At 38.1% G+C, this 25,202-nt stretch carries 23 protein-coding genes, 1 pseudogene and 1 riboswitch; of the genes and pseudogenes, 19 read left to right on the top strand and 5 right to left on the bottom strand.

The features are described from left to right. Positions 1-174: 174 nt before the first annotated feature. The gene (locus E2636_RS14250) at positions 175-822 is read right to left on the bottom strand and encodes a PspA/IM30 family protein (RefSeq protein WP_134210794.1); all 648 of its coding nucleotides are present in this window, start codon (positions 820-822) and stop codon (positions 175-177) included. Positions 823-835: 13 nt separating this feature from the next. After that, complete coding sequence (locus tag E2636_RS14245) at positions 836-1,192, bottom strand: lmo0954 family membrane protein (RefSeq protein WP_134210793.1); 357 nt, start codon at positions 1,190-1,192, stop codon at positions 836-838. 193 nt (positions 1,193-1,385) lie between these two features. On the opposite strand from E2636_RS14245, the gene E2636_RS14240 reads away from it, so the two are divergent. The 19 genes and pseudogenes from E2636_RS14240 to E2636_RS14150 all read left to right on the top strand — a co-directional run bounded on the left by E2636_RS14240 (position 1,386) and on the right by E2636_RS14150 (position 21,745). Beyond that, a complete protein-coding gene (locus E2636_RS14240) occupies positions 1,386-2,555 on the top strand; it encodes a thiolase family protein (protein WP_134210792.1) in 1,170 nt (389 codons plus the stop codon). Beyond that, positions 2,552-3,322: a 3-hydroxyacyl-CoA dehydrogenase gene (locus E2636_RS14235; RefSeq protein ID WP_134210791.1), complete on the top strand. Its 771-nt coding sequence runs from the start codon at positions 2,552-2,554 to the stop codon at positions 3,320-3,322. The genes E2636_RS14240 and E2636_RS14235 overlap by 4 nt, the downstream gene beginning before the upstream one ends. 12 nt (positions 3,323-3,334) lie before the next feature. Then, positions 3,335-4,483 carry an acyl-CoA dehydrogenase family protein gene (locus E2636_RS14230; RefSeq protein ID WP_134210790.1) on the top strand — a complete coding sequence of 383 codons (1,149 nt, stop codon included), beginning with the start codon at positions 3,335-3,337 and terminating at the stop codon, positions 4,481-4,483. Between the two features lie 535 nt (positions 4,484-5,018). Next, positions 5,019-5,269 (top strand): annotated as a pseudogene (locus E2636_RS14225) (hypothetical protein); the annotation flags it as partial. A gap of 271 nt (positions 5,270-5,540) precedes the next feature. Beyond that, the gene (locus E2636_RS14220; RefSeq protein ID WP_243840654.1) at positions 5,541-5,840 is read left to right on the top strand and encodes a hypothetical protein; all 300 of its coding nucleotides are present in this window, start codon (positions 5,541-5,543) and stop codon (positions 5,838-5,840) included. 287 nt (positions 5,841-6,127) lie between these two features. Further along, positions 6,128-6,694, top strand: a complete 567-nt coding sequence (locus tag E2636_RS14215) for an SGNH/GDSL hydrolase family protein (protein ID WP_134210789.1) — start codon at positions 6,128-6,130, stop codon at positions 6,692-6,694. Positions 6,695-7,232: 538 nt separating this feature from the next. Beyond that, positions 7,233-8,516 carry a DUF4139 domain-containing protein gene (locus E2636_RS14210; RefSeq protein WP_134210788.1) on the top strand — a complete coding sequence of 428 codons (1,284 nt, stop codon included), beginning with the start codon at positions 7,233-7,235 and terminating at the stop codon, positions 8,514-8,516. Between the two features lie 4 nt (positions 8,517-8,520). After that, on the top strand, positions 8,521-9,612 hold the full coding sequence (locus E2636_RS14205) for a metallophosphoesterase (protein ID WP_134210787.1): 1,092 nt from the start codon (positions 8,521-8,523) through the stop codon (positions 9,610-9,612). 49 nt (positions 9,613-9,661) lie between these two features. After that, complete coding sequence (locus E2636_RS14200; RefSeq protein WP_134210786.1) at positions 9,662-10,273, top strand: DedA family protein; 612 nt, start codon at positions 9,662-9,664, stop codon at positions 10,271-10,273. A 9-nt stretch (positions 10,274-10,282) separates the two neighbouring features. After that, positions 10,283-11,110 (top strand): undecaprenyl-diphosphate phosphatase, encoded by an 828-nt coding sequence (locus E2636_RS14195; protein ID WP_134210785.1) that lies wholly within the window; start codon positions 10,283-10,285, stop codon positions 11,108-11,110. A 123-nt stretch (positions 11,111-11,233) separates the two neighbouring features. Beyond that, positions 11,234-12,772: a GGDEF domain-containing protein gene (locus E2636_RS14190; protein WP_134210784.1), complete on the top strand. Its 1,539-nt coding sequence runs from the start codon at positions 11,234-11,236 to the stop codon at positions 12,770-12,772. A 14-nt stretch (positions 12,773-12,786) separates the two neighbouring features. Beyond that, complete coding sequence (locus E2636_RS14185) at positions 12,787-13,242, top strand: hypothetical protein (RefSeq protein WP_134210783.1); 456 nt, start codon at positions 12,787-12,789, stop codon at positions 13,240-13,242. Between the two features lie 80 nt (positions 13,243-13,322). Beyond that, a riboswitch (cobalamin riboswitch) is annotated at positions 13,323-13,500 on the top strand. 180 nt (positions 13,501-13,680) lie between these two features. Beyond that, entirely contained in the window at positions 13,681-15,906 is a 2,226-nt protein-coding gene (locus E2636_RS14180) for a ribonucleoside-diphosphate reductase subunit alpha (RefSeq protein ID WP_134210782.1), read from the top strand. 13 nt (positions 15,907-15,919) lie between these two features. Beyond that, complete coding sequence (locus E2636_RS14175) at positions 15,920-16,960, top strand: ribonucleotide-diphosphate reductase subunit beta (protein WP_134210781.1); 1,041 nt, start codon at positions 15,920-15,922, stop codon at positions 16,958-16,960. Positions 16,961-17,512: 552 nt separating this feature from the next. After that, positions 17,513-17,926: a VOC family protein gene (locus tag E2636_RS14170; RefSeq protein WP_134210780.1), complete on the top strand. Its 414-nt coding sequence runs from the start codon at positions 17,513-17,515 to the stop codon at positions 17,924-17,926. A gap of 223 nt (positions 17,927-18,149) precedes the next feature. Next, on the top strand, positions 18,150-18,812 hold the full coding sequence (locus tag E2636_RS14165) for a GntR family transcriptional regulator (protein WP_166669534.1): 663 nt from the start codon (positions 18,150-18,152) through the stop codon (positions 18,810-18,812). A 91-nt stretch (positions 18,813-18,903) separates the two neighbouring features. After that, on the top strand, positions 18,904-19,632 hold the full coding sequence (locus E2636_RS14160) for a (Fe-S)-binding protein (protein ID WP_134210778.1): 729 nt from the start codon (positions 18,904-18,906) through the stop codon (positions 19,630-19,632). A gap of 2 nt (positions 19,633-19,634) precedes the next feature. After that, complete coding sequence (locus E2636_RS14155) at positions 19,635-21,041, top strand: LutB/LldF family L-lactate oxidation iron-sulfur protein (RefSeq protein ID WP_134210777.1); 1,407 nt, start codon at positions 19,635-19,637, stop codon at positions 21,039-21,041. 5 nt (positions 21,042-21,046) lie between these two features. Next, on the top strand, positions 21,047-21,745 hold the full coding sequence (locus tag E2636_RS14150) for a LutC/YkgG family protein (RefSeq protein ID WP_134210776.1): 699 nt from the start codon (positions 21,047-21,049) through the stop codon (positions 21,743-21,745). A 358-nt stretch (positions 21,746-22,103) separates the two neighbouring features. Here the strand turns inward: E2636_RS14150 and E2636_RS14145 are convergent, their stop codons facing one another. The 3 genes from E2636_RS14145 to E2636_RS14135 all read right to left on the bottom strand — a co-directional run bounded on the left by E2636_RS14145 (position 22,104) and on the right by E2636_RS14135 (position 25,197). Then, entirely contained in the window at positions 22,104-23,630 is a 1,527-nt protein-coding gene (locus E2636_RS14145) for a tripartite tricarboxylate transporter permease (RefSeq protein ID WP_134210775.1), read from the bottom strand. A gap of 18 nt (positions 23,631-23,648) precedes the next feature. After that, positions 23,649-24,098 (bottom strand): tripartite tricarboxylate transporter TctB family protein, encoded by a 450-nt coding sequence (locus tag E2636_RS14140; protein WP_134210774.1) that lies wholly within the window; start codon positions 24,096-24,098, stop codon positions 23,649-23,651. A 91-nt stretch (positions 24,099-24,189) separates the two neighbouring features. Next, the gene (locus E2636_RS14135) at positions 24,190-25,197 is read right to left on the bottom strand and encodes a Bug family tripartite tricarboxylate transporter substrate binding protein (RefSeq protein WP_134210773.1); all 1,008 of its coding nucleotides are present in this window, start codon (positions 25,195-25,197) and stop codon (positions 24,190-24,192) included. Between the last annotated feature and the right edge of the window lie 5 nt (positions 25,198-25,202).

Genomic DNA, 25,202 nt, shown 5'->3' with positions numbered 1-25,202 from the left:
CTTTCGTATGAGGTCCTGAAGCTGAGGTGCTAGCTGGCGCTTGTAGCTAGCCATAAAGAAAAGCGTAAAGCGCCACTCTGCTTGACATATGATTTCGTAGAATAAGTGTTATTTGTCTTTTTTAGTCAATTTGAAAAATGGAGAAGACGAGTCTTCTCCGCGTATCTTTCTAGTTTACACAATTTCCTGTTTAGGTTCTTCCTTTTTTTCTAACATCTCTAAACGACGTTCCATCGAAGATACATCATGTTGTTTTTCAATGCGTTGACCAAGACGTTCAATATACTGTTCCATTTCATCAAAAGCGACTAAACGTTTGTCCGCATTCTTTGATGATTCTGGTTGTAACATTTTGTCCATTTGGTGATGAGCTCGAGTGACGTTTTCTTTGCCCATCAATTGTAGCTGACGTACTTTCATATCTTTCACTTTATGTTTCATTTCCTCATATTTCTGTTCAAGTCCAAATAATTCTTCAGTCGTACGCAAGATACTAGCTTGTAATACATCCGTTCGATTGGCATAGGCTGCAACTTCTGCTTGAGCAAAATCAATTAATTCACCTTCACTTGTTTGGTGTGCAAGCTCCAATTGTGTTGTACGTTTTTTCAGCATTTCTTGTGCTTCTAGAAGTTCTTTTTCAAGTTGTCCTTTTAGTTGGGATTGTCTTTCGATCCATTTACCTGTTTGTTCAGTTTGTTTTTCTGCCTCGCGAACATATTGATTTAACATGGCAATGGGGTTTTCTTGTTCCTTTTTGTCAAATGCGTTGTGCAGGTCTGCGTTAATTGTGTATTTGAATCGTTTCCATAATGTTGTCATGTGTGTTGCCTCCTTATTTGTTTAGTTCGTTCCACTGTTTTTCAAAGTTTGTGAATGGGTCTGTTGATGACGTAGTTGTAAGAGTTGGAATAATAAGCGGTTGTTGTTTCCATTTTCGAATGACATACCATAATCCGACAATCGCTAGAATTCCGAAGAAACCAGGTACGTTAGCAATAGCTGATAATAGTCCAACAATTCCAACGGCTATCCAAAATGCTTTTGATAAAGTAGATCCTCCTTTTAAATAGAAATGCATACCTGCGATAACCAATAATGCAGATAGTGCAAGTCCAAGCAGCGATCCTAAATTGACAAGTGCTACAATTCCTGCGATCACACCGAGTACGATTAAACCAAATTTTTTCATGTGTTTGTCTCTCCTTTCAAGTTGTACCCTTATCGTACCAATTCTTATTAAATTGCCAAACGGTCTAGGAATGCATCTTTTACTAAGACCTAAGATGTAGAAGATTCTAAGAAGAAGGTAGAAAATTACATTAATTTTCGGTAAACTAGTAGTAAGTGAATATTCATTCAATTTAAGTAAAAGGGGTGTAACGATGACAGAAGTCGTGATTATAGACGGAATACGTACGGCAATTGGACGAAGAAAAGGAAAGTTCACGCATATGAGACCGGATGAATTAGCCGCTACTGTATTAGAAAAATTAATTGAACGCGTGGGGATTGAAAAAGGTGATGTAGATGATATTATTTTGGGTTGTGTTTCACAAGTAGGGGAACAAGGTGGCAATATCGCAAGAACAGCCGGACTTATTGCTGGATTTCCAACAAAAGTGCCTGGCACCACAATTGATCGACAATGTGGTTCTAGTCAACAAGCGGTTCATTTTGCTGCGCAAGCCATTGCTTGTGGTGACATGGATATCGTGATTGCTGGTGGTGTGGAAAGCATGACACGTGTACCTATGATGTCAAATATGGGTGAGGCCAAACCTAGTAAAAAATTACTAGACTCATATGAAATCATTAATCAAGGATTATCTGCTGAACGGATTGCAGAACAATGGGATTTATCTCGTGAACAGTTAGATGCATTTTCTGTTCAAAGTCATGAACGTGCTTTTCAAGCGATTGCGGAAGGACGATTTGAAAAAGAAATCGTACCAATTGAAGTGACGAAAGAAGATGGAACGACTGAGATGTTTTCGGTAGATGAAGGTCCAAGAGCGGGAACTTCCCTAGAAACTCTGCTTGGATTAAAAACGGTATTTGATGCAAATGGACGAGTTACAGCTGGCAATGCCAGTCAAATGAGTGATGGGGCTTCAGCAGTGCTGTTAATGTCACGTGAAAAAGCTCAGGAACTAGGTTTAACAGCACGTGCACGCATTCATACACGCGTTGTTGTTGGCTCCGATCCAACGTTAATGCTCACTGGTCCGATTGCGGCTACTCAAAAAGTGTTGGAAAAAGCACACTTAACAATAGAAGATATGGACGTTTATGAAGTAAATGAAGCATTCGCTCCAGTTCCACTTGCATGGTTAAAAGACATAGGAGCAGATCCGGCAAAATTAAATCGCAATGGTGGGGCCATAGCACTTGGTCATCCACTAGGGGCAACAGGTACGAAATTACTTGTGACATTACTGCATGAACTTGAACGAACTCAAGGCCGCTATGGACTTCTTGCGATTTGTGAAGGCATGGGCATGGCCAACGCAACAATCATTGAGAGATTGTCAGAATCGGAGGGAATTGTATGAAGACATCTGAAGTAATCGCCATTGTAACCGGAGGTGCATCTGGACTTGGAGAAGCAACAACTCGTCGTCTAGTAGCACAAGGTGGAAAAGTAGCTATTTTTGATTTGAATGAAGTTCGCGGGCATGCACTTGTCCAAGAATTAGGAAGCGAGTCAGTGGCTTACTTTCAAACGAATGTCACCGATGCGCTGCAAGTCGAAGGAAATGTAGCATCAGTAGTCGAGCATTTTGGCAAATTAAATTTGTTAGTTAGTTGTGCAGGAATTGCCACACCAGGAAAAGTAGTGTCGAAAAAAGGACCACTCGCACTTGAGCGCTTTGAGCAAGTCATTCAAGTAAACTTAATCGGCACATTTAATGTATTGCGCGTTGCAGTTCATGCTATGCAACAAAACGACCCAAATGAAGAAGGGGAGCGAGGAGTCATCATTAATACTGCTTCAGTCGCAGCATTTGAAGGACAAATAGGTCAAGCAGCTTATAGTGCTTCAAAAGGTGGAGTTGTAGGGATGACCTTACCGATTGCCCGTGAATTTGCGAGAGACGGTATTCGCGTCATGGCTATTGCGCCTGGTCTTGTTGAAACGCCGCTTTTCGCAGGATTACCAGAACCAGCTCGAACGGCACTATCAAGTTCTGTACCTTTCCCAAATCGATTAGGCAAACCAAGTGAATATGCACAATTAGTTGAAAGCATTTTAACCAATCCAATGCTAAATGGGGAAGTAATTCGTTTAGATGGCGCGATACGTATGCAAGCAAAATAAGGAGGAATTTTAATGGGGAAATATCGATTTGAAACAGATGAACATGTCATGTTTCGCAAGTCCCTTCGCAAGTATTTAGACAAAGAAGCAGTTCCGCAATATGAAAAATGGGAAGAAGACCGCTTGATTCCTAAATCTTTTTGGAGAAAGCTAGGGGAAATGGGGTATTTATGTCCTCAAGTAAAAGAAGTGTATGGTGGACTTGAGACTGATTTTCGCTACGCAGTCATTATAGGTGAAGAACTAGAACGTGTTGGAGCAAGCTTAACTGGTGTTGGACTGCATAATGATATCGTCGTTCCGTATATCGAAGCGTATGGCACGGAGGAACAAAAATCTCGCTGGTTACCAGGATGCATCACAGGTCAACATATTACTGCAATTGCCATGACAGAGCCAGGAGCGGGATCTGATTTAGCAGCTATTCAAACGACAGCGGAGAAAAAAGGAAACCATTATGTGGTCAATGGATCAAAAACCTTTATTACCAATGGTATAAATGGTGATTTGATACTTGTTGCCGTGAAAACGGAAACGAAAGCTGAGCCTAGACATAGAGGGATTAGCCTTCTAATAATTGAAGAAGGAACACCTGGATTTACACGTGGCCGTAAATTGAACAAAGTAGGTATGCATGCTCAAGATACAGCTGAACTATTTTTCGAAGATTGCCTAGTGCCTGTAGACAACCTAATAGGTGAAGAAGGAAAAGGCTTTACGTATTTAATGGAGAAGTTGCAACAAGAGCGTTTAATGGTGGCGATTTCCGCTCAAACCGCTTCTGAAGATATGGTCGATATGACACTTACCTATGTAAAGTCTCGAAAAGCATTTGGCAAACCAATCGGAGCCTTTCAAAATACACAGTTCAAGCTTGTTGAAATGGCAACAGAAGTGGAACTGGGGCATTCCTTTTTAGAATCACTAATTGAAGATCATTTGGCAGGAAAAGAAATCGTCTCAAAAGTGTCGATGGCTAAGTATTGGTTAACCGAGACGGCAAAGAAAATATCGGGTGAATGCCTACAATTACACGGTGGATATGGCTATATGGAAGAATATAAAATTGCGAGAAGATATCGAGATATTCCAGTTGCATCGATTTACGCAGGTAGCAATGAAATCATGAAAGTAATTGTTGCGAAGAAGATGGGGTTATAGAATGTTACTGTATCTGGCCCGCAAGAATGTGTCGTGTTATAAGAGCCACAATTTGAGGGCAGGATTACTGCAGGAGATTAGTGACCACTTTCTATATAGGACTCACCTTTGGTTTAAGCAGTTCAGTTTTAAATCACTAATTCCGAAATATACGGGATAATAAAACCTGTTTTAACCGAATTAAGTTATCACTTCATATTGATGTGTTTTTATTATTATTAGAAATTCTATAAAAGGATTTTGTTGGTATTAAAAGGCGTTGTAATTCATTTATAATTTTATAGGTGATTTCCGTTTCAGGCGGACGGTGAGCCTCCTCGGTCGCTTCGCGATCTGCGGGGTCTCACCTGTCCCGCTGATCCCGCTGGAAAGATATTGGACGAACTGTAATTCGTCCAATATCTTTGCGACGAGTAACCGCAGGAGCACATGCTTTTACCGCCGCCTTCCACTTCAATCACTTGTACATATACTTTCTTTCATCTAAAAAATTGAGGTTCCTTTATCTGTTCAAAATCTAACAGAATGTGTTGGTCCGTTTCGTGAAGGGTGTTATACAGAAGGTGCTAAAAGTAAGACCTATTCTGTGAAAATATAATCGACAGAACATAAGAGGAAAAGCGAAATCCCGCTATAAAATCGAAGCGAAAAATAGTGAATTGAAACATAGACACGGGTATGCAGATGCAAGGAGCCATTACCATATTCGCAGTTAACCTCAAACGAATTTTGATTTTACAGAAGGAATCAGAGTATCAATACGAAATGTCGACTTTTTCAAATTAAACACTATTACAAATTTTAAAAATACAAGTTTTTCAGTGATCTCCCTTTTACATGGCAGTTTTTTAAAATGAACCTAGTAGTTGAATACTTCCAAATCGTGGGGTTATGTCAACCTGAGGTGCATGCAATATTCAATCTAGTTCAGTAATTAGAACATGCTTTTTGTATAAGATCATCTCACTTCTTCTCTACTTATGGTACAACTTAGTATAATAAGTGATGCTCACAATAGAGTAGTATTTAAGATGAAGTTAAAGAGTGGAGGATTTAGATGAATAAACAAATTGAAGAAACAATTGTTAAATCATTTTTCGTTAAAAGAATTCAACAAAGAGTTCTATTCGAACTTTCTTCACCCCAAAAACGCAATGATGTTTTTGGGAGAAGAAACGATTTCCTTCGTACAGAATTTATGTTTGAGATACCTACACCCAATTCAGACCCTAAAGAAATTGAGAAGTTGTTGAAAAAACAAGGCGCAGGAAATACGTGCTATGTAATGACGTCATTAGAAAGTGATATAGATGGAGAAGAGTTGCCACTGACGAAGGCTTTAGAAGGTTTAATTTGATCTGGAAGTCCGTTTATAATTTCTTGCATACCAAATAAATTAGCTTACTTTCAAGGAGAACAGGCATACGGCCCTCCTCAAAGGTTTATTTTAAAAAGACAATAGTAAAAAAGCTGCCATGTAAAGGTACTGTTTCTAATGGAGTAATAAAGGTGACCACTTCCTCAACCCCGTGTTATGTCAACCTACTGAGGTTTTATGGACGGATCATCCGGTTGCTTGTTCAACTAACGAACAGTTATATACTGTAAAGTTGAACAAACAAAAAATGTATTAGGAGAAGTCAGATGCTTAAATTAGTATGTTTTGGGGACAGTATTACGGCTAGAAAAGAAGGATTAGATACGCCTATGCTAACAACAAAGTTAGCTGAGCAAGTGGACGGTTTTGAATTTATAAATGCTGGTGTATCAGGAAATAACACTATCGATGCTATTTCCAGAATTGAGAATGATGTGATTAAATATAATCCTGATTTAGTAACAGTATTGTTTGGTGCTAATGATGCAGCAGTTCATAAAATGGTAGATTTGGAAACTTATAAAAATAACATTTATAAAATCACTCAAATGATTAAACCTGAAAGAACAATTTTAATATCACCAGCCCCAGTTGATGAAAAGGTTCAATTTGCTAGAACCAATGAAGTCTTATTCGATTATGCTTCGGCAGTTAAACAAGTAGCAGTTGATACTGGAAGTCATTTCATCGATTTTTTTTCAATAATGATTGCTTTGGATGACTATCCTAAAATACTTAAAGGGATAAGAAACGATGGACTTCATTTTGGAGACAAAGGTTATGATTTTCTTGTTCGGTTATTAGTAGAGAAGATTAAAGAAGTTTGTTATTAAGCTAACTGGGCTTTAGTAAGTTTAGTCTCTAACTAGCACGCCTTTATTTACTTTAAAGAATGATCTAATATAAAGTAAGCAGAAAGAGGTCGAAATTGTATCTTCGGCCGAATCTTTAGGTATAGTTAAGTATCTATTCTCTAATAAACCAAACGAACGTAACTGTGCGCGCTTAGGTTGTAAGGGAGCGAAGGACGAATCCCGGCCGCAAAATGATCTAAAAAATAGAGTTGGGCGAGTGACGAAGTCACAAGCCCAACTCTTTATTCCCTAGATTACAGTGCAGCAGAAGATTCGTTCGGAGCGTACTGAAACCTCTTTGCATTAACAGTCAATGGTTCACTTGATTTCTATAACGAGCCCACGAGAGATTGTTGTGTTGATGAAATCGACAATTTGTGTGGCAATTGTGGCTCTCGTCAAAGGGAAGCACTATATACACAGTGAAATAATTCAACTCCAAATCAACACTACGTATTGCAATGAGAAATCACGCATATCATGATATACTTTCCAAAACAATGAGGAGGCGGAACTTATGCCGACCATGATGCCTGCAAGTTTAACAAAAGACTTAGCGTTGACTGTTTACAATGACGGCTTCGCGTTAGTACAAGAAATTCGCTCCATTCCTCTACTTTCTGAAGATTACCTCATACATTATTTAGATGTTCCACAACTGATTGAGCCAAATTCGCTACAGGTAAAAGGTGTAAAAGTAGCTGAGTTGAACTATGAATATGATTTAGTAGATAAATTTAAATTACTTGAAAAGTATGTCGGACGTGAAATCAAGCTTGTTGATAAGAAAACAGGAGTGGAAAAATCGTATCGTTTATTAAACGCGCAAAATGGATTGGTGCTCGAAGACCTTCAAACGAATGAAATTATTTTAGACGCAGAAGGCGAAATGCGCTTGCCTGAATTACCTGATGGACTTATTCTAAAACCCACACTTGTATGGCGCATACGTGAACAAACAGCTGAAGATACACGAGTCACATACTTAACCCGTGAACTCAGTTGGGATGTTGATTATATAGCACAAATTCGAGACAATGATTTTGATTTGACAGGGTGGGTGACCTTGAAAAATAACTCTGGCTTGACCTATCAAGACGCAACGGTAAAACTAATGGCTGGTACTGTGAATCGAGCACCACGTCGCATGCAAAGGGATATCGTCTACTCACAAGCCGAAACATATGAACCTGAACACCAAGCATTTGCGGACTATCATTTATACACATTGCCAGAAAAATTGACGGTTAAAGACCGTCAACAAAAGCAAGTCCAGCTTCTATCTGCTAATCAAGTTAAATCGAAGATGGAGTATGAAGTAGATTCATATAGTGATCATCCAACCGTCTACTTTACTTTCTTGAATGATGTGGCGAATGGACTTGGGATCCCACTTCCTAAAGGCAGATTCAAACTATACAAAGAAAATCCGAAAAATGGATCATCTGAATTCATTGGTGAAGACTCGATTCCACATACAGCAGTGGGTGAATTGGTACGCATTAAATCAGGTGAAGCATTTGATATCACAGTGGAAAATGAAGTCGTTACTGAATACAAAAAAGATGGCTATGAATTTGAAGAAGTCGAATACCTAATTCGTAACCAAAAAGATCAGCTAATTGAGCTCATTATTAATCACAGCACAAGTTATGGCATTTTTGATGTGGTTAAATCGACACATGAATGGAAAAGGAAAAATGGCGATATACAATTGATTGTGCCAGTTCCAGCAAAATCTGAAGTGAAAGTAGCGTTTACTATCCGGTATGACCGAACGCATGATGAAAAGGTGAATTAAAAACATGAAAAGAATTAGCATAGGTACTTTAATCCTAACAATGTATGCACTACTTGTTTATTATTTAGGCTATAACACATATCAATGGCTTCTAACATGGAACTTGCCAATACACCCAGTTTTCTTTGGCATTTTGTGGTCACTACTAGCATTTGGCTACATCATTGGAAAGTTCAGTCATGGACTAAAATATTTTAGTATGATTGGGTCGTATTGGTTTATCGTGATGCAGTACGGTGTAATTTTGTTTCCTATAACAACGATTGTTTATTTAGTATGGCCATCTCAGCAAACGATTTTTATTGCAGGAAATGTACTTGCGATCGTCTTTTTATCCATTTTTATCATAGGAACATATATGGCATTTTCTCCAGTTGTTCGCTATAAAACGATACATCTGAACAAAGATTCTAGTTCCCATCGCGAGTTAAAGGTGGTACTAGGTTCAGATTTCCACTTAGGTCTTCTTTCAAATAAAAAGCACTTGCAGCGGTTTGTGAATTTGGCGAATGGAGAGCAGCCGGATATTGTGCTACTTGCAGGGGATTTAGTGGATGATGATCCGATTTGGTTTGTCAAAGATGGGATGTCAGTTGTCATGCGGCAGTTAAAGACGACATATGGTGTCTATGGGGTAGTCGGAAATCATGAATATTATGGAAAGAAAATCCCGCTTTTAATAGAAGAGATGAAAGAAGCAGGCGTACAAATGTTATTAGATGAAACCATTTGTATTGATGATGCGTTCTATGTATCGGGTAGAGAAGATGCAACAAATGGCAAGCGCAAGTCTTTGGAAAGTTTAAAGCCGGATAATGAAGAGCTACCGTGGTTTGTGATGGATCATACGCCCTATAATTTAAATACGCCTGCGCAGCTTGGTGTTGATGTGCATGTCTCAGGACATACACATCGTGGTCAGATGTGGCCGAATCATCTATTCACGCGACGCTTGTTTGAGCTGGATCATGGACATAAACTTAAAGGGTCAATGCATGCTTTTGTGTCTTCCGGATTTGGTTTTTGGGGACCTCCGATACGGTTAGGTTCACGCTCGGAGATTTGGTCGATTACTATCAGGTTTTCGAAGAAATAAACATGGGTAAAGCACAGTAATGTTGTACGATAGAAGGTGGAGATTGGACATGGAAAACTGGATCACTGATATAATGAGCCAGTACGGCTACATAGGTATATTTTTACTCATTATGCTTGAAAATATTTTTCCTCCTATTCCATCTGAAGTTATTTTGACGTTCGGTGGATATATGACGACACAAACAGCTATGACGCCAATAGGTGTTGTTTTGGTGTCGACTGCTGGTTCTGTAGTTGGGGCCGTTATTCTCTACGGTATTGGCTTACAGCTAGATGTAAAACGATTAGAGAAAATCGTGGACCGCTATGGACGTGTTTTACGTTTAACGAGAAAAGATATTTATAAAGCTGATGCATGGTTTGATAAGTATGGAATTTGGACGGTATTATTTTGTCGCTTGATTCCTTTAATTCGTAGTTTAATTTCAATTCCTGCCGGGATGTCGAATATGAAATTCGGATTATTTTTGTTATTTACGACCATAGGAACACTTATTTGGAATACGATTTTAGTTTCAGTTGGAGTGGCTGTTGGGGATAATTGGGGATCAATCGTTGGCGTTATGGATGTTTATTCAAATATTGTGTACGTATTGATTGTATTAGGAGGACTTGCCGCGATTTGGTGGTATGTCCAATTTAGAAAAACAAGAGCATAAGGAGATATTATGGAACTATTTGATTTGCTTAAGGCGTTAATATTAGGATTTGTTGAAGGGATGACGGAGTTCGCTCCCATTTCTTCTACTGGGCATTTAATTATTGTTGATGATATGTGGTTAAGAACATCTGAGTTTCTCGGTAAATATTCAGCAAATACGTTTAAAATTGTCATTCAGTTAGGCTCGATTTTTGCAGTTATTGTCGTTTTTTGGAAACGTTTATTTAGTTTAGTAGGGTTATATAAGTTAAAAGGCACAACATCAGGGTCTCAGTTAAAATTATCACATGTCATTGTAGGTTTAATTCCAGCAGGAGTGTTAGGTCTATTGTTTGAGGACTTTATTGATGAGCATTTGTTTTCAGTTGAAACGGTGTTAGTTGGATTAGTCATCGGAGCAATATTAATGATTGTGGCTGATAAATTCGGACCGAAAGTACCAAAAACGAAAACGTTGGATCAGATTACATATAAGCAGGCTTTCTCTGTAGGGCTTGTGCAATGTTTCTCATTATGGCCAGGATTTTCACGTTCAGGTGCGACCATTTCAGGTGGTGTGTTGTTTGGTATGAATCACCGCACAGCAGCTGATTTTACGTTCATTATGGCCGTTCCTATCATGTTCGGAGCTAGTTTCTTATCCCTGTTGAAAAACTGGGAGTATGTTGAGCTCGATCATCTGTCGTTTTATATCGTTGGATTTGTAAGTGCATTTGTCTTTGCACTAATATCCATTAAGTTCTTCTTGAAATTAATTGCGCGTGTAAAGTTAACGCCTTTTGCAATATATCGACTGGTATTAGCAGCAGTGTTAATTGTTATCATCTACATGTAATTTACTGGAAGGCGGTCTCAAATTGAGATCGTCTTTTTTGAGTATTAACTAGTGAGAATTTTTCCCTAATAAATTATACTGATAATATATACATAATTAGGTAGGAGAAAAGAGGCGGGTAAAATGACAATATCAACTTTTATTTATTATTTCATTGCCTATATATTGCCTTCTTCTGTTTTACTATCGATGTCATTTGTCGTGATATTCCGTAATCCAAAGAGGACTGAGCATCAACTTGCTTTTATCATTATCAACTTATATGCCATTATATTCCTAGGCGAATTTACTCGACATGCTTTACCCACTGCAGATAGTCCCTATATTCACGAATATGTGATAAAAATTTGTGGATTATTCATTGTTATGTTTAGTTTTCATTTTTTTGCAAAAGTAGCCAAAATGGAAGATATCATGTCGAAATGGCTATATCCATGGGTATTTTATTTACCGTTACCATTTGTTGTTTATAACATTTTAACGGTCAACCCTAGTCTGCTTATTGAAAATTATGTTAGACAGGGTCCTTGGGTTTATGGCGTACTAGATCCTACTTATTACGTGACTGTTCTTGCAAGTTGCATCATATCGTTGCCCTCATATTTCATGTTGAAAAACGGTATAAAACGAGTTCATTCAAAACAAGATATTCGCCTTTTAAAGTTCCTCTCTTGGGTTGTTTTAGGAAGTATTGGCGTGATACTCGTACTAGGTCTGCCAGATTATCGTGGCATATTACCACCGTATCCTTATTTATATATCGGTGTTTTATTTGCAGTGTTAATCACCTATAGCATGTTGAAATATAATTTCCTATCTGATGAAAATGATCAATATGCCACCCTGTTTAATTTGAATTCATCAGCTACTCTTATTTTTAATGACATGTGGAAATTAGAAAAGGCCAATCAAGCTGCATTCTTACATTTTCCTGATAACACAAAAGAATTTTTTGCGTTATTTCATGCGTCCATAAACGATGAACAATTAGTCAATATTAAAAATCAATTAGAGCAAGGAAAATCAGTTCATTCCATTGTGTATCATATGAAAACTGATAATCTTAGTACTTATTTTAAACTAGATGGGAAAAGGTTTATAAAAAACAGGTCGATTTCCTACTATTTAATTTGTCGAGATGTGACAGAGAAACAATTAGCAGATGATCGTCTTAAATATTTGGCTTATCACGATACTTTAACAGGTGTAGCAAATCGCGCGTCATTTGTTCAATTATCCGAGAAATATATTGTTGATAATCCAACTCATATTGCTTACTTTGGACTATTGGATTTAGATCATTTTAAAGAGATAAATGATATTCATGGTCATATTATTGGAGATGAAGTACTCATTCATACAGCCAAAATTGTGCGTGAATTAGTTGCTGAAAGTGGACATGTTGGTCGGCTTGGTGGAGACGAGTTTGTCTTTGCTGTTTCGGATAACAAACGATTTACAAATGCACTACAATTAATGGATAGTGTACATCATGCTTTTAGAAATCAACCGTTCATTTTTAGAGATGTTTTTATCGAAGTAAAATTGAGTATAGGGTGTAGCGAATATCCATTAGAAGGAACTACTTATGACGAGCTTTACACATTGGCTGACCAGCGTATGTATTTAGAGAAAAGAACGCGCAAAGAGCATGTAGAATAGGAGTGGTTGAAAGTATGACAAAGGAAGAGAACGGTCTTCACCGAAAATGGGCAGTCCAATTGTTTAACGAAACATGGGATTTGATTGAGAAAAAAGAGCGCACGAGTGATGAAGATTCACAGATGCTTGAAAAGGCATATGCTTCACTTTATCATTGGCGTCAAATTGGTAAGAAACTCAATTTGGCAAGGGGTTATTGGCAAGTGTCACGAGTTCATGCCATCCTGAGTCAAGGGGAAGCGGCCTACTTTTATGGGGTTGCCGGTATTGAATTATGTGAAGCGGAAGGCTTTGGAGATTTCGATTTAGCTTTTGCGTATGAATCACTTGCCCGTGCAGAGAAGTGCCGAGGAAACTTTGAGTCAATGAGCAAGTGGTTTGAACGAGGTCAAACAGCAGCGGAAAACATAGAAAAAGAAGATGATAAAAAATATTTTTTAAGCGAATTAACAAGCGTTAATAGGGGCTAAGTGAATTTCACTGACAATTCGTCTATTGAATCATAAAACACAATATGTTAGATTAATATTTATACAAAACACCATATATAGTATGTAAACGAGAAAATGGTACCAGCGATGGTATAATAGGGAATTCGGTAAATGCCGAAGCTGTCCCCGCAACTGTAAGTGTGAACGACTATACAATGACCACTGTGTATTTGCACGGGAAGGCGTATAGAAGGATGATACACGAGCCAGGAGACCTGCCATTTTTTCGAATAAGCAACACTTTCTTCGGGGGTTGAGGAGTGGAAGCGAGCTATCAGTAGCGAGCGATATTCCATTTCCTCGTTAACCATTTTAACTCCTTTCCATTCTATCAATTATGAGCGATTGCTCAGCCGAATAGGCTGTGCTGTCGCTTTTTTGTATGACTAAATTTTGGGATTTGAAAGGGGCTAATACATAGTGCAAAAGGTATTAACAAAAAAAGAGAATTTGATTGATGAATTATTGACAATATTTAAAGAAGTTCAGTTAGCACCATTAGTACGTGCCTATGACAAGTGGTTGAAGAAAAATCCTCAAGCTACTGACTCGCAAGTAGCACAAGCAATGGTTTTAGATGCACTAAGTCATTTGGACGAAGAAGAACCTTACTGGACATTTGTTGCAGCACGTATTTATTTAACGCAAGTTTACAACGAACTCGCTGTTACTCGAAACTGTACAAACGATGAAGTATACAACGATTTTTACAAACATCTCAGCCGCTTGTCTGACAAGGGGTTATATGACGTTCGTCTTCTTCAGGCTTATACGAAAAAAGAAATCATTGCGTTAAGTGAAATTATTGAACCGGAGCGGGATACACTATTTACCTATATCGGACTAAAAACGTTAATGGACCGCTACGTAGCAAAAGATTACGATAAAACTCCAGCCGAGCTTCCTCAAGAGCGCTGGCTTATTATTGCTATGACATTAATGCAAAATGAATCTATAAATCGCTTAGAAAAAGTTAAAGAATCTTACTGGGCGATGAGCAACTTATATATGACGGTTGCAACGCCAACTCTGTCCAATGCAGGAAAGCCTCATGGTCAGTTATCAAGCTGCTTTATTGATACGGTCGACGATAGTTTGCAAGGTATATATGATTCCAATACAGACGTTGCTACATTATCAAAATATGGTGGTGGTATTGGCATTTATATGGGGAAAGTACGTAGCCGTGGTTCATCGATTCGAGGATTTAAAGGCGCATCAAGCGGTGTCATGCCGTGGATTAAACAATTGAACAATACAGCAGTTAGCGTAGATCAACTTGGACAAAGACAAGGTGCAATTGCAGTTTACTTAGACGTGTGGCATAAGGACATCATGCCATTCTTGGATTTGAAGTTAAATAACGGCGATGAGCGAATGCGCGCTCACGATATTTTCACAGGTGTTAGCCTACCAGATATTTTTATGGAGAAAGTTCAAGCGAGGGAAGAATGGACATTATTTGATCCTCATGAAGTGCGTACTGTTATGGGATATTCTCTTGAAGATTCCTATGATGAAATGAAAGGCAAAGGCTCTTTCCGTGATAACTATCAAGCATGTGTAGCAGACGAGCGATTAACGAGAGAAGTAGTTCCTGCAATTGATATCATGAAACGCATTATGAGAAGCCAACTCGAAACTGGTGTGCCGTATATGTTTTATCGTGATGAAGTGAATCGCAAGAATACGAATAAGCATGAAGGCATGATTTATAGCAGTAACTTATGTACAGAAATTTTCCAAAACATGAGTGCGACGACATTTGAATCTATAACGATAGAAGACGATATCATAGTGACCCGTCGTAAGCCTGGCGATTTTGTCGTGTGTAATTTGTCTTCAATCAACTTAGGAAAAGCAGTTCCAGCTGGCGTATTAAACCGACTGATAGAAGTTCAGGTTCGCATGCTCGACAATGTCATTGATTTGAATATGATTCCAGTGCCTCAAGCTGAGCGAACAAACGCGAGATACCGTGGAATTGGTCTTGGTACATTTGGTTGGCATCACTTATTAGCATTAAAGGCAATACGCTGGGAATCTGATGAAGCCGTTGAGTTTGCAGATGAATTGTATGAAGAAATTGCCTATTTAACTATTAAAGCATCGATGAATTTATCAAGGGAAAAAGGACCGTATCCATTATTTAAAGGATCAGATTTCCATAATGGTGAATACTTTGCATCTCGGGGATACTTGTCAAAAAAATGGTGTGAACTACGCTTCGATGTATCCATGAACGGTATGAGAAATGGTTATTTAATGGCTGTTGCACCAAACTCTTCCACATCGATTTTAGCAGGAAGCACGGCAAGTATTGATCCCATTTTCCAAAAGAGTTATTCAGAAGAGAAGAAAGACTATAAAATCCCAGTAACTGTGCCAGATTTAAATCAAGATACTACTTGGTATTACAAATCAGCTTATTTCATCGATCAACACTGGACGTTAAAACAAAATGCTGCTCGTCAACGTCATATCGACCAAGGGATATCATTGAATTTATATGTTCAAAACACAATCAAAGCAAAAGAATTGCTTGATTTACATTTAGATGCATGGGCAAGTGGCTTGAAAACAACCTACTATGTTCGCTCAACATCGATTGAATTGATAGAATGTGAATCCTGTTCAAGCTAAGGAGGAAATGTGTATGACGACAATTGAAAAGCGAAAGCTCATGGATAAAAATGCACCGAATCGTTCAACTGGAATTGTAAATGGCTCCTCCTCAAATATTTTAAATTGGGATGATGTTCGGTTTAGTTGGGCATATCCAAAATATAAACGAATGCTTGGAAACTTTTGGACCCCATTTGAAATAAATATGGGGTCAGATGTAAAACAGTTCGGATCTTTAAATAATGCGGAACGAGAAGCGTTCTTGAAAATTATTGGCATACTTGCTTTACTCGATAGTATTCAAACTGACTTTGCAGGAAAAGTGGCTGACTATTTAACTGATTCTAGTTTGAATGCACTAATGATTATTTTGGCACAACAAGAAGTTATTCATAATCATTCGTATTCCTATGTACTTTCAAGTTTAGTGTCAAAACAAGAGCAAGACCGTGTGTTTGATTACTGGCGAACTGAAGCGGTACTGGAGAAACGAAACGATTTTGTCATGAAAGGATATGAAGCTTTTTCCGATAAGCCGAATGTGGATTCGTTATTAACAGCGATTGTTTATGATGTCATCTTGGAAGGACTATTTTTCTATTCTGGATTTGCTTTTTTCTACAATCTGGCACGTCAACAAAAGATGGTCGGTACGAGCACGATGATAAACTATATTAATCGAGATGAACAAATTCACGTTGATTTATTTGTGAAAATATATCAAGAATTATTACGGGAGTACCCTGAATACGATACTCCGGAACGAGCGTTTGAAGTTGAAAAGATCTTCAAAGAAGCAGCTGCACACGAAATCGAATGGGCACGTGAAGTCATTGGCGACAAGATCGATGGCCTAGATGTTGAGGACGTAGAAGAATACATCTACTTCTACGCTAATGTTCGCTGCGCTCAACTTGGCTATGAACGTCCATTCCCAGGCTATCGCAAAAATCCTTTAAAATGGATTAAAGCATATGAAGAAGTAGATCTAGGTAAAACAGATTTCTTCGAACAAAAGTCGCGTCAATACGTAAAAGTTAATGTGCAAGACAATGGGTTTGATGATTTGTAACAAGAGTTATAGTTGGGGATAATGTTTGTTCATAAGGGCAAGTTGAGTTGAAATCGTCCGTGTTAGATAAAGCTAAATTTTGCAAACTGTATAGTGTACGAAACCTTCTTTCAAGTTACGAAGAAAGAATCTTTAAACTTGCAACACGCAGTAAGTGCTCAGTCAAAAGTAAATCAAAACCCAAACAACTCTGCACGTTTAGTTTGTAGGCGAGGGAAGGACTCACACTCGCCGCAAGGTTGTCTAAAATAAGAATTGTGATGTGACAACTTCACATCACAATTCTTATTTTTCTTTTGGTTATGATGCAGCATGTGTGCATTAAAGCGAACCGGAAACCTCACAAAATTTTCATAGCTTTGGAACTCACTTTGGTTGGGGTTTTCTTACTTTAACGAAACAAAGAGTGTTCCATCCCAAATGCTAGCTACAATGTGAGGGACAATTGTGGCTCTGAATAAATATAAATCTCCTTCAAAATAAAAGGCATTTTTAGATAAGTGACGAATCCTAATAAGGAAAGAACATAACAAGTAAAGGGGATGGAATCGAATGAAACCAGTCATACCATATTTATCGTTTTACGGGAATGGAAAAGATGCTGCGATATTTTATGAAACAATTTTTGAGTTGGAGAACACGGGAATTATGAAGTATAGTGACGGAGATTTTCCACATCCGCCTGAAGCTGCTGATTTCATTATGCATTGTCATTTAACTAATGGAAACTTCAGTATCATGCTTGCTGATTCAGCAACTCCCGGCGAATCGGGTACAACAAATGTAGCATTGATGGTTGAATGTGAAAGCGAAGAAGAAGTGAATCGTTTGTATAATGCGTTACTAGAAGACGGTAAGGCTATCATGGAATTACAAGATACCTTCTGGGGAGCTAAATACGCTAAAGTACTAGATAAGTTTGGCTATACATGGGATTTGAACTTTGAAAAAGGGCAAGTTGAATAATAGCTTTTGAAAATCAGGGCTGCCATTGCAGTCCTTTCTCATTACATAGTGCAAATCATAACGCACTTTCACCAACAGAAAAAACCAGATAGTTAATAAGTTGTATTGACTATTTATTATGAATAGTGTAACTTTTAACGAACTAGTAATTTAATAAAGACAGTAATACTTGGTAAATGAATTATAAATAGTAGGTCATTAAAAACAATTATTTTGCAAGGTGGTGTGTAAAATCGAACAAGTTATCAAAACTGAGCCTCTTCATATGCAGGCTTATACCATTATTAAGTCTTTGCTATTGGAAGGAGAATTTCACCCAGGGGAACGCTTAGTAGAAGTGAAGTTAGCTGAGAGATTAGGAGTTAGTAGAGGACCGATTCGTGAAGCATTTCGTATGCTCATGCAAGATGGACTAATTGTTCAAAATGGAGGTCCTATCCAAGTTTATCAACCTACACGAAAAGACCTGGAAGAAGTTTTTCAATGTCGTGAGAGTCTCGAGGTATTAGCAACTCAACTAGCTGTCAAAAAAATGTCTACGAAACAACTAGATGAATTAGTGCTAATCATTGAGAAAACAAAAGAAGCTGATCAACAGAAATCATTTACAGAACTGGGTAAGTTAGATCAAGCATTTCATGATGTAATAATTGAGGGGTCTGAAAACCAACAGTTAATTCAATTGATGAGCGTAATAAAGACCAAGGTAATCTATATAAGAAACACGATGATCCGTAATTACTATCCTAATATTCATGATATTATCGGGCAACATGAACAAATTTACCAAGCTTTACTTGAAAGAAATGAACAAAAAGCGGAACTGGAAATGCGGTCACATATTAAAAATAGTTTAGAAGCTATTCTTAAAATGAATGCTAGGTAACACGAGGCTCTTTTTTTTGATGACTCTCTGTTAACTGTTAACAGAGAACAAGATTCCATCTTATAATCTTAATAGACAAAGGAGAATGACGATGAAAGTGGCTCTTTTTATTACGTGTTTAGCAGATGCATTTTACCCTAAAGTAGGGATGAGTGTGGTCAATGTGTTGCAGAAACTTGGAGTGGAAGTCGAATTTCCTAAAGAACAAACTTGCTGCGGTCAACCTGCTTATAACAGTGGTTTCCATAAGGACGCAATGAAAGCTGCGAAGCAAGTAATTCGTGCTTTTGAAAATAGTGAGACAGTTGTAACACCTTCTGGCTCCTGTGCGGCTATGATTCATCATTACTATCCGGTGTTATTTGAAAGTGATCCTGTATGGCGTGATAAGGCACAAAATCTTGCAGATAAAACTCATGAATTTTCAGATTTTTTAGTGAATGTTCTGAAAGTCGAGGATCTCGATGCCAAACTTGAATCCACTGCAACATATCATCATTCATGTCATATGATTAGGGGTTTAGAAATAGAAGAGGAACCAATCGCACTGTTAAGTCAGGTAGATGGTCTTACGATAAAGGAATTACCTTATTGTAAGGACTGTTGTGGATTTGGAGGTACTTTTGCTGCCAAAATGAGCGACATTTCTGAGAGAATGGTTGATGAGAAAATTAAAAACATTACTTCTACAGGAGCAAGCGTATTGATTGGCTCTGATTTAGGCTGTCTCATGAACATTGGTGGAAGAATGAGAAGAACAGGTAAAGAAATTGAAATTATGCATGTCGCAGAGGTGTTAGAAAGAGGGGGTAGGATTTAAAGATGACTTTAAATACCATTGATTTTAACCACAGAGTTGACAAAGCATTAGCGGATCCAATTTTAAAGAAAGCGATTCCCTTTGCTCAAGATAAATTGCGTAATGGTAGGAATACAGCGGCCGATCAGATAGGAAATATTGAAGAATGGCGAGAACTGGCTGCTGATATTCGAAAACATACAATCGATAACTTAGATAGTTATCTTGAGGAGTTAGTCACAAACGTTCGAAAAAATGGAGGATTTGTACACTTCGCAGAGAAGGATAGCGATGCAGTTGAAATCATCAAAAAAATTGCCAAGGATAAAGAAGCGAAAACAATCATCAAATCTAAATCGATGGTGACTGAAGAAATTCACTTAAACAAACATCTTGAAGCGGAAGGTTTGAAAGTAGTTGAATCTGATTTAGGGGAGTATATCATTCAATTAGCGGATGAAACGCCATCACATTTGATTGCCCCAGCAATCCATAAGACGAGACAACAAGTGTCAGAGCTCTTCTCTGAAGTGGCAGGTCGAAAGATTTCAGATGAAACAACAGATTTGTGTCTCTTTGCTAGAGAAACACTTCGCGAAGAGTTTTTACAGGCAGATATCGGGATATCAGGTTGTAATTTTGCTGTTGCGGAATCTGGTTCTGTCGTACTCGTGAGTAATGAAGGAAATGCTCGACTCACAACAAGCCTTCCGAAAGTTCATATTGCAGTCATGGGTTTAGAAAGAATTGTTCCCACTTGGAATGAATTAGATATCATGGTTTCCATGCTCACAAGGAGTGCAACAGGTCAAAAAATCAGTGTGTACGTAACCGGAATTAATTCACCACGGCAGAGTGAGGATTTAGATGGTCCTGAAGAATTTCATCTTGTTATTTTAGATAATGGTCGTTCACAACTTTTGGGAACAGCTTATCAGGAAGCATTAAATTGCATTCGATGTGGAGCCTGTTTAAATGTTTGTCCTGTTTACAGACATGTTGGAGGACACGCTTACGGCGGTGTCTATAGTGGACCAATTGGTGCTGTATTAATGCCGTTACTCGAAGGTTATGACGATTGGAAGGAACTACCTCATGCTTCTAGCTTATGTGGCGCTTGTACAGAGGTGTGCCCAGTGAAAATCCCATTACACGACTTACTGATTGAACATCGGAAAGACGAAGTGGAACAAGGCTATGCTCCGCTGTCGGAAAAAATGGCTTTTAAAGGATTTGGTTATGTGAATAGTCATCCTGCTCTTTATGATAAGACTGTAAAGTTAGCCAATACAGGACTTGGGGTGCTCGCAAAAGACGGTTATATTACCAAAGGACCTGGTATGTTGGGCGGATGGACGGATATTCGAGATCTTCCTCGACCGGCGAAGCAATCGTTTCGTGAATGGTGGGAAAAGGAAAGAAAGGAGTGAGGAAATTGACTGTAAATCAATCAAATCAAGAGGAATTTCTATCGAATATTGCGACAAGATTAGGTCGTGAAAGAAGAACGGGTGTTAAACCGCCAATTTGGAATAACAAGCCCTATTTGCATTTATATGAAGGAAAAACAAATGAAGAATTAATTGAACAATTCATAGATAATCTGCAACTTCTAAATACCAATGTAGACCGTATTACACGACAAGAGTTAGATATTACTTTATCGAGAGTGTTAAAGGATTTTGAAGTTAAATCAGCCATTTCTTGGGATGATCCTTTTTTACATGAATTAGGTCTTACATCATTATTATCTAAAAATAGTGTTGAGAATTCAATTTGGGATAATTCTTTGAATGAAGAAGATAGAAAGCAACTCTCTGCAAAGGTTGATTTAGGAATCACTTGTGCCGATCTCGGTTTAGCTGAAACAGGCACCGTGGTCCTAATGAACGGAGGAGGAAGGGGACGTATGGTAAGTTTGCTACCGCCATTTTACTTATGTATAATGCCGGAAAGTCGAATTGTACCTCGCCTTACCCAAGCGATGGAACTTATACATTCTAAAGTACCTAATGGTCTTCCCTCATGTATAAATTTCATTACAGGACCTAGTCGTACAGCCGATATTGAAATGGACTTAGCTCTAGGTGTACATGGTCCTGGAAAGGTACACGTCATCCTTCTTAGAGAGTAGCACTTTACAAGAAGTATTCATGAACAGGAACAGTCAAAACTAGATTCTATTTGTTTATTAAATTTTCCTGAAATTGTAACAGTATCCATGAAATGATGCTGAGTGAGCGAAACTTGAAATGTCAGATGAATCACTTGAATTTAAAGTTGAAAATACCATTAATCGTTTAAAAAAACACAAGTCTCTTCATCTTGGAAAATACTTTAATAGGACCTTTAGATGACGAGAAATATCTCATGATTGGTAAGAAATAAGAATAAACAGAGAGCGAAGTGAGGTCACTTCGCTCTCTGTTTATAGTTTCTTTATACTTTTGCAGGGGGGATACTGTCCTAGCAAATTAACCTTATATCCCAATTTAATCCTCTTCATTGACAACAATTGTCCGGCCTTTAAATTTCATTAAGAGTGGAATTAGTAACCAAGCCAATGCGATGATAATAAAAGTTAATGATAAAGGTCTTGTTAGAAAAATTGAGAAATCGCCATTAGAAATTGTTAATGCACGGCGCATATTATTCTCAATCATTGGCCCTAACACTAGTGCCAATACAAGGGGAGCAAGCGGATAGTCGTTCTTAGCTAGTAAATAACCTAAGAACCCACATGCTAACAATAAATATAAATCAAACGTTGTGTATTGGACTGCATACACACCGAAAAAGGATATCGCAACAATGATAGGCAATAAATACTTTTTAGGTGTTTGTATAATCTTAGCAAATACTTTAACAAGTGGCATATTGAGTACCAGCAACATTAAGTTTCCAATAAACATACTTGCAATGAGTCCCCACGCAACTTCTGGGTGATCATTGAATAATAAGGGGCCTGGTTGAACGTTATACATGATAAGTGCACCCATTAATATCGCAGTTGTACCAGATCCGGGAATTCCGAGAGTTAGCAGTGGAATCAAGGCTCCACCAGAAGCAGCATTATTAGCAGATTCTGGCCCAGCTACTCCTTCAATTGCACCTTTACCGAATTTTTCTGGATGCTTGCTAAATTTTTTCTCTGCAATATAAGAGAAAAACGATGCAAGAGTTGCACCGGCACCAGGCAAAACGCCAATGAAGAATCCTAATAGAGATCCTCGAACAATTGGTACCGCACTATCTTTTAAATCTTGTTTTGTTGGTATGATACGATCGATCTTAGCGATTGCACCTGATTCTTTATCACGTTCGAGGATGGTTTTAAATACTTCACCAAGAGCGAATAACCCAACTGCGATTGTTAGAAACTCAAGTCCTGAATAAAGAATTGGGAGATCATATGTAAAACGAGCAATCCCTGAAACCCCATCAATTCCAATTGTCGCTAAAAGTAATCCGGAGAATGTCATAATTAAAGCTTTTGTCATGGATTTTCCAGCTAAACCACTCACTGCACAAAGACCAAGGAGCATGAGCGAAAAGTATTCAGCAGGTCCAAATTTTAGGGCAACCCTAGACAATGGTTCTGCTAATAATACTAATCCAATTAAGGAAACAATCCCTGCAAAAAATGATCCAATTGCTGCAATAGATAAGGCAGCGCCTGCCCTACCTTGTCTTGCCATTTGATAGCCATCTAAAGTGGTCACAACAGATGAAGATTCCCCAGGTGTATTTAATAAAATTGAGGTTGTAGATCCTCCGTACATAGCACCATAATAAACACCTGCCAGTAAGATAATTGAACTAGCTGCCGCCGCTTCAACTGGCATGCCTGATGTTAAAGTGGAAGTGATAGGAATAAGCAAGGCAACACCACTCATCGGACCAATTCCAGGTAAAACACCCACCGCTGTCCCGATGACAACGCCTACAAAAGCAAACAAGATATTTTGCCATTGGAAGGCAACGGCAAATCCATTTAATAGAAAATCTAAAGTACCCATTTCATAACTCCTTTCACCTTAAAATTCTGGGAATCCAGGCAAAGAACCGCCAAGAAATTCCGAAAAGAAGTAATATATACCGAATGAAAACGCTCCGGCAATAATGATAGTACTAATCCATTTCCCACGTTCCATAGTTTGAAATGCAATTAGTAGAAAAATAAACGTCGAAATGACATAACCAACTGGTTCTAAAACGGCTGCGTATATAGCCGCACTTACGAAGATAATTAGGAATTTTACATATTGCACAGGCTCTTTTGTTCCTTCTTGGTCCTTATATTTTGTGGTTTCAAAAAGTAATCGAATACTTAATAAAATAAGTATGATTCCGAGTGCAGTTGGGAAGATACTAGGTCCAACTGTAGATCCGTAGGCACTTTGTGAAATCGAACGGCTTTCGATGACAAATAAAAGACCAACCAGCAAAAAGGTGATACTAGCAAACCGATCGAACGTTTTACTCATTATTCTTCATACCCCCTAAAGAAAAAGGCGACCACTTGTGCTGCCGCCAAAATTTTATAAATCAGAAAACCATTACTATAGTAAATTCATATTATTTTTGCATACCTAAAGCTGTTAATAATTCAACTATGACTGTGTCTTGATCTTCTAAATAAGTAGTAAAATCATCAGCATTTCGGTACTCACTCTGCCAACCATTTCTTTCAAGTTCTTCTTTCCATTCATCTGTGTCCACTAATTCGTCTAGTTTTTCTGACCAGAACTTAACAGCATCTTCGGACATATCTTTAGGTCCAAATAACCCGCGCCAAATTGTGAATTCTGCATCAATACCTTCGTCTTTGAAAGTAGGTACATCACTTAATACTCCATCTAAGCGCTCTGATGAACTCACTGCTAAAACTCGTACATCACCTGATTTCACATATTCTGAAATAGTAGAAGCGTCGGTTGCAATGACGTCAGCATTATTACCAAGTAGTGCAGCAACTGCTTCACCACCACCATCATACGAAACATACTTAATTGATTTTGGATCAATGCCATATTCATATGCAGGTAAAATTCCTACTAAATGGTCCATAGAACCTGGAGCTGAGCCACCTGCTAAAGTTATTTTAGTAGGGTCTGCTTTGATTGCTTCTAACAGATCTTTTAAAGTTTGAAATTCCGAATCTGCATGCACAACAATTGCACCATAGTCACGAGTAAGTTGTGCAAGAGGCTTTGTATCTTTGTAGCCAAAAGGACTATTACCTTCGGCTTTATCATTGTTAATTAAAATAGGAGGTGAGTTAACCATCAACACATAATCATTTGCAGCTTCTTTAGTTGCAAAGTCAGCAAGATAGACAATACCGCCACCACCAGGTTTATTTTCAACCAAAATTGGTTCTTCTATTATTTTTGTAGCATTCATCGTTTTAGCAATTGCTCGAGCTGTTAAATCCCATCCTCCACCTGCTCCAGAAGGTGCTACAATAGTTATTCCTTTTTCTGGATAACTTGATGAAGCGTTTTCACTTTCTTGTGATGAACAAGCTGTTAAACTTAAAGCTAATGTACCGGCTAATACTGCTATTGATAACTTCTTCCACATAAATA

It is taken from the genome of Paenisporosarcina antarctica (assembly GCF_004367585.1).
Lineage (GTDB): Bacteria > Bacillota > Bacilli > Bacillales_A > Planococcaceae > Paenisporosarcina > Paenisporosarcina antarctica.
This window is presented reverse-complemented; position numbering and strand designations above follow the sequence as displayed.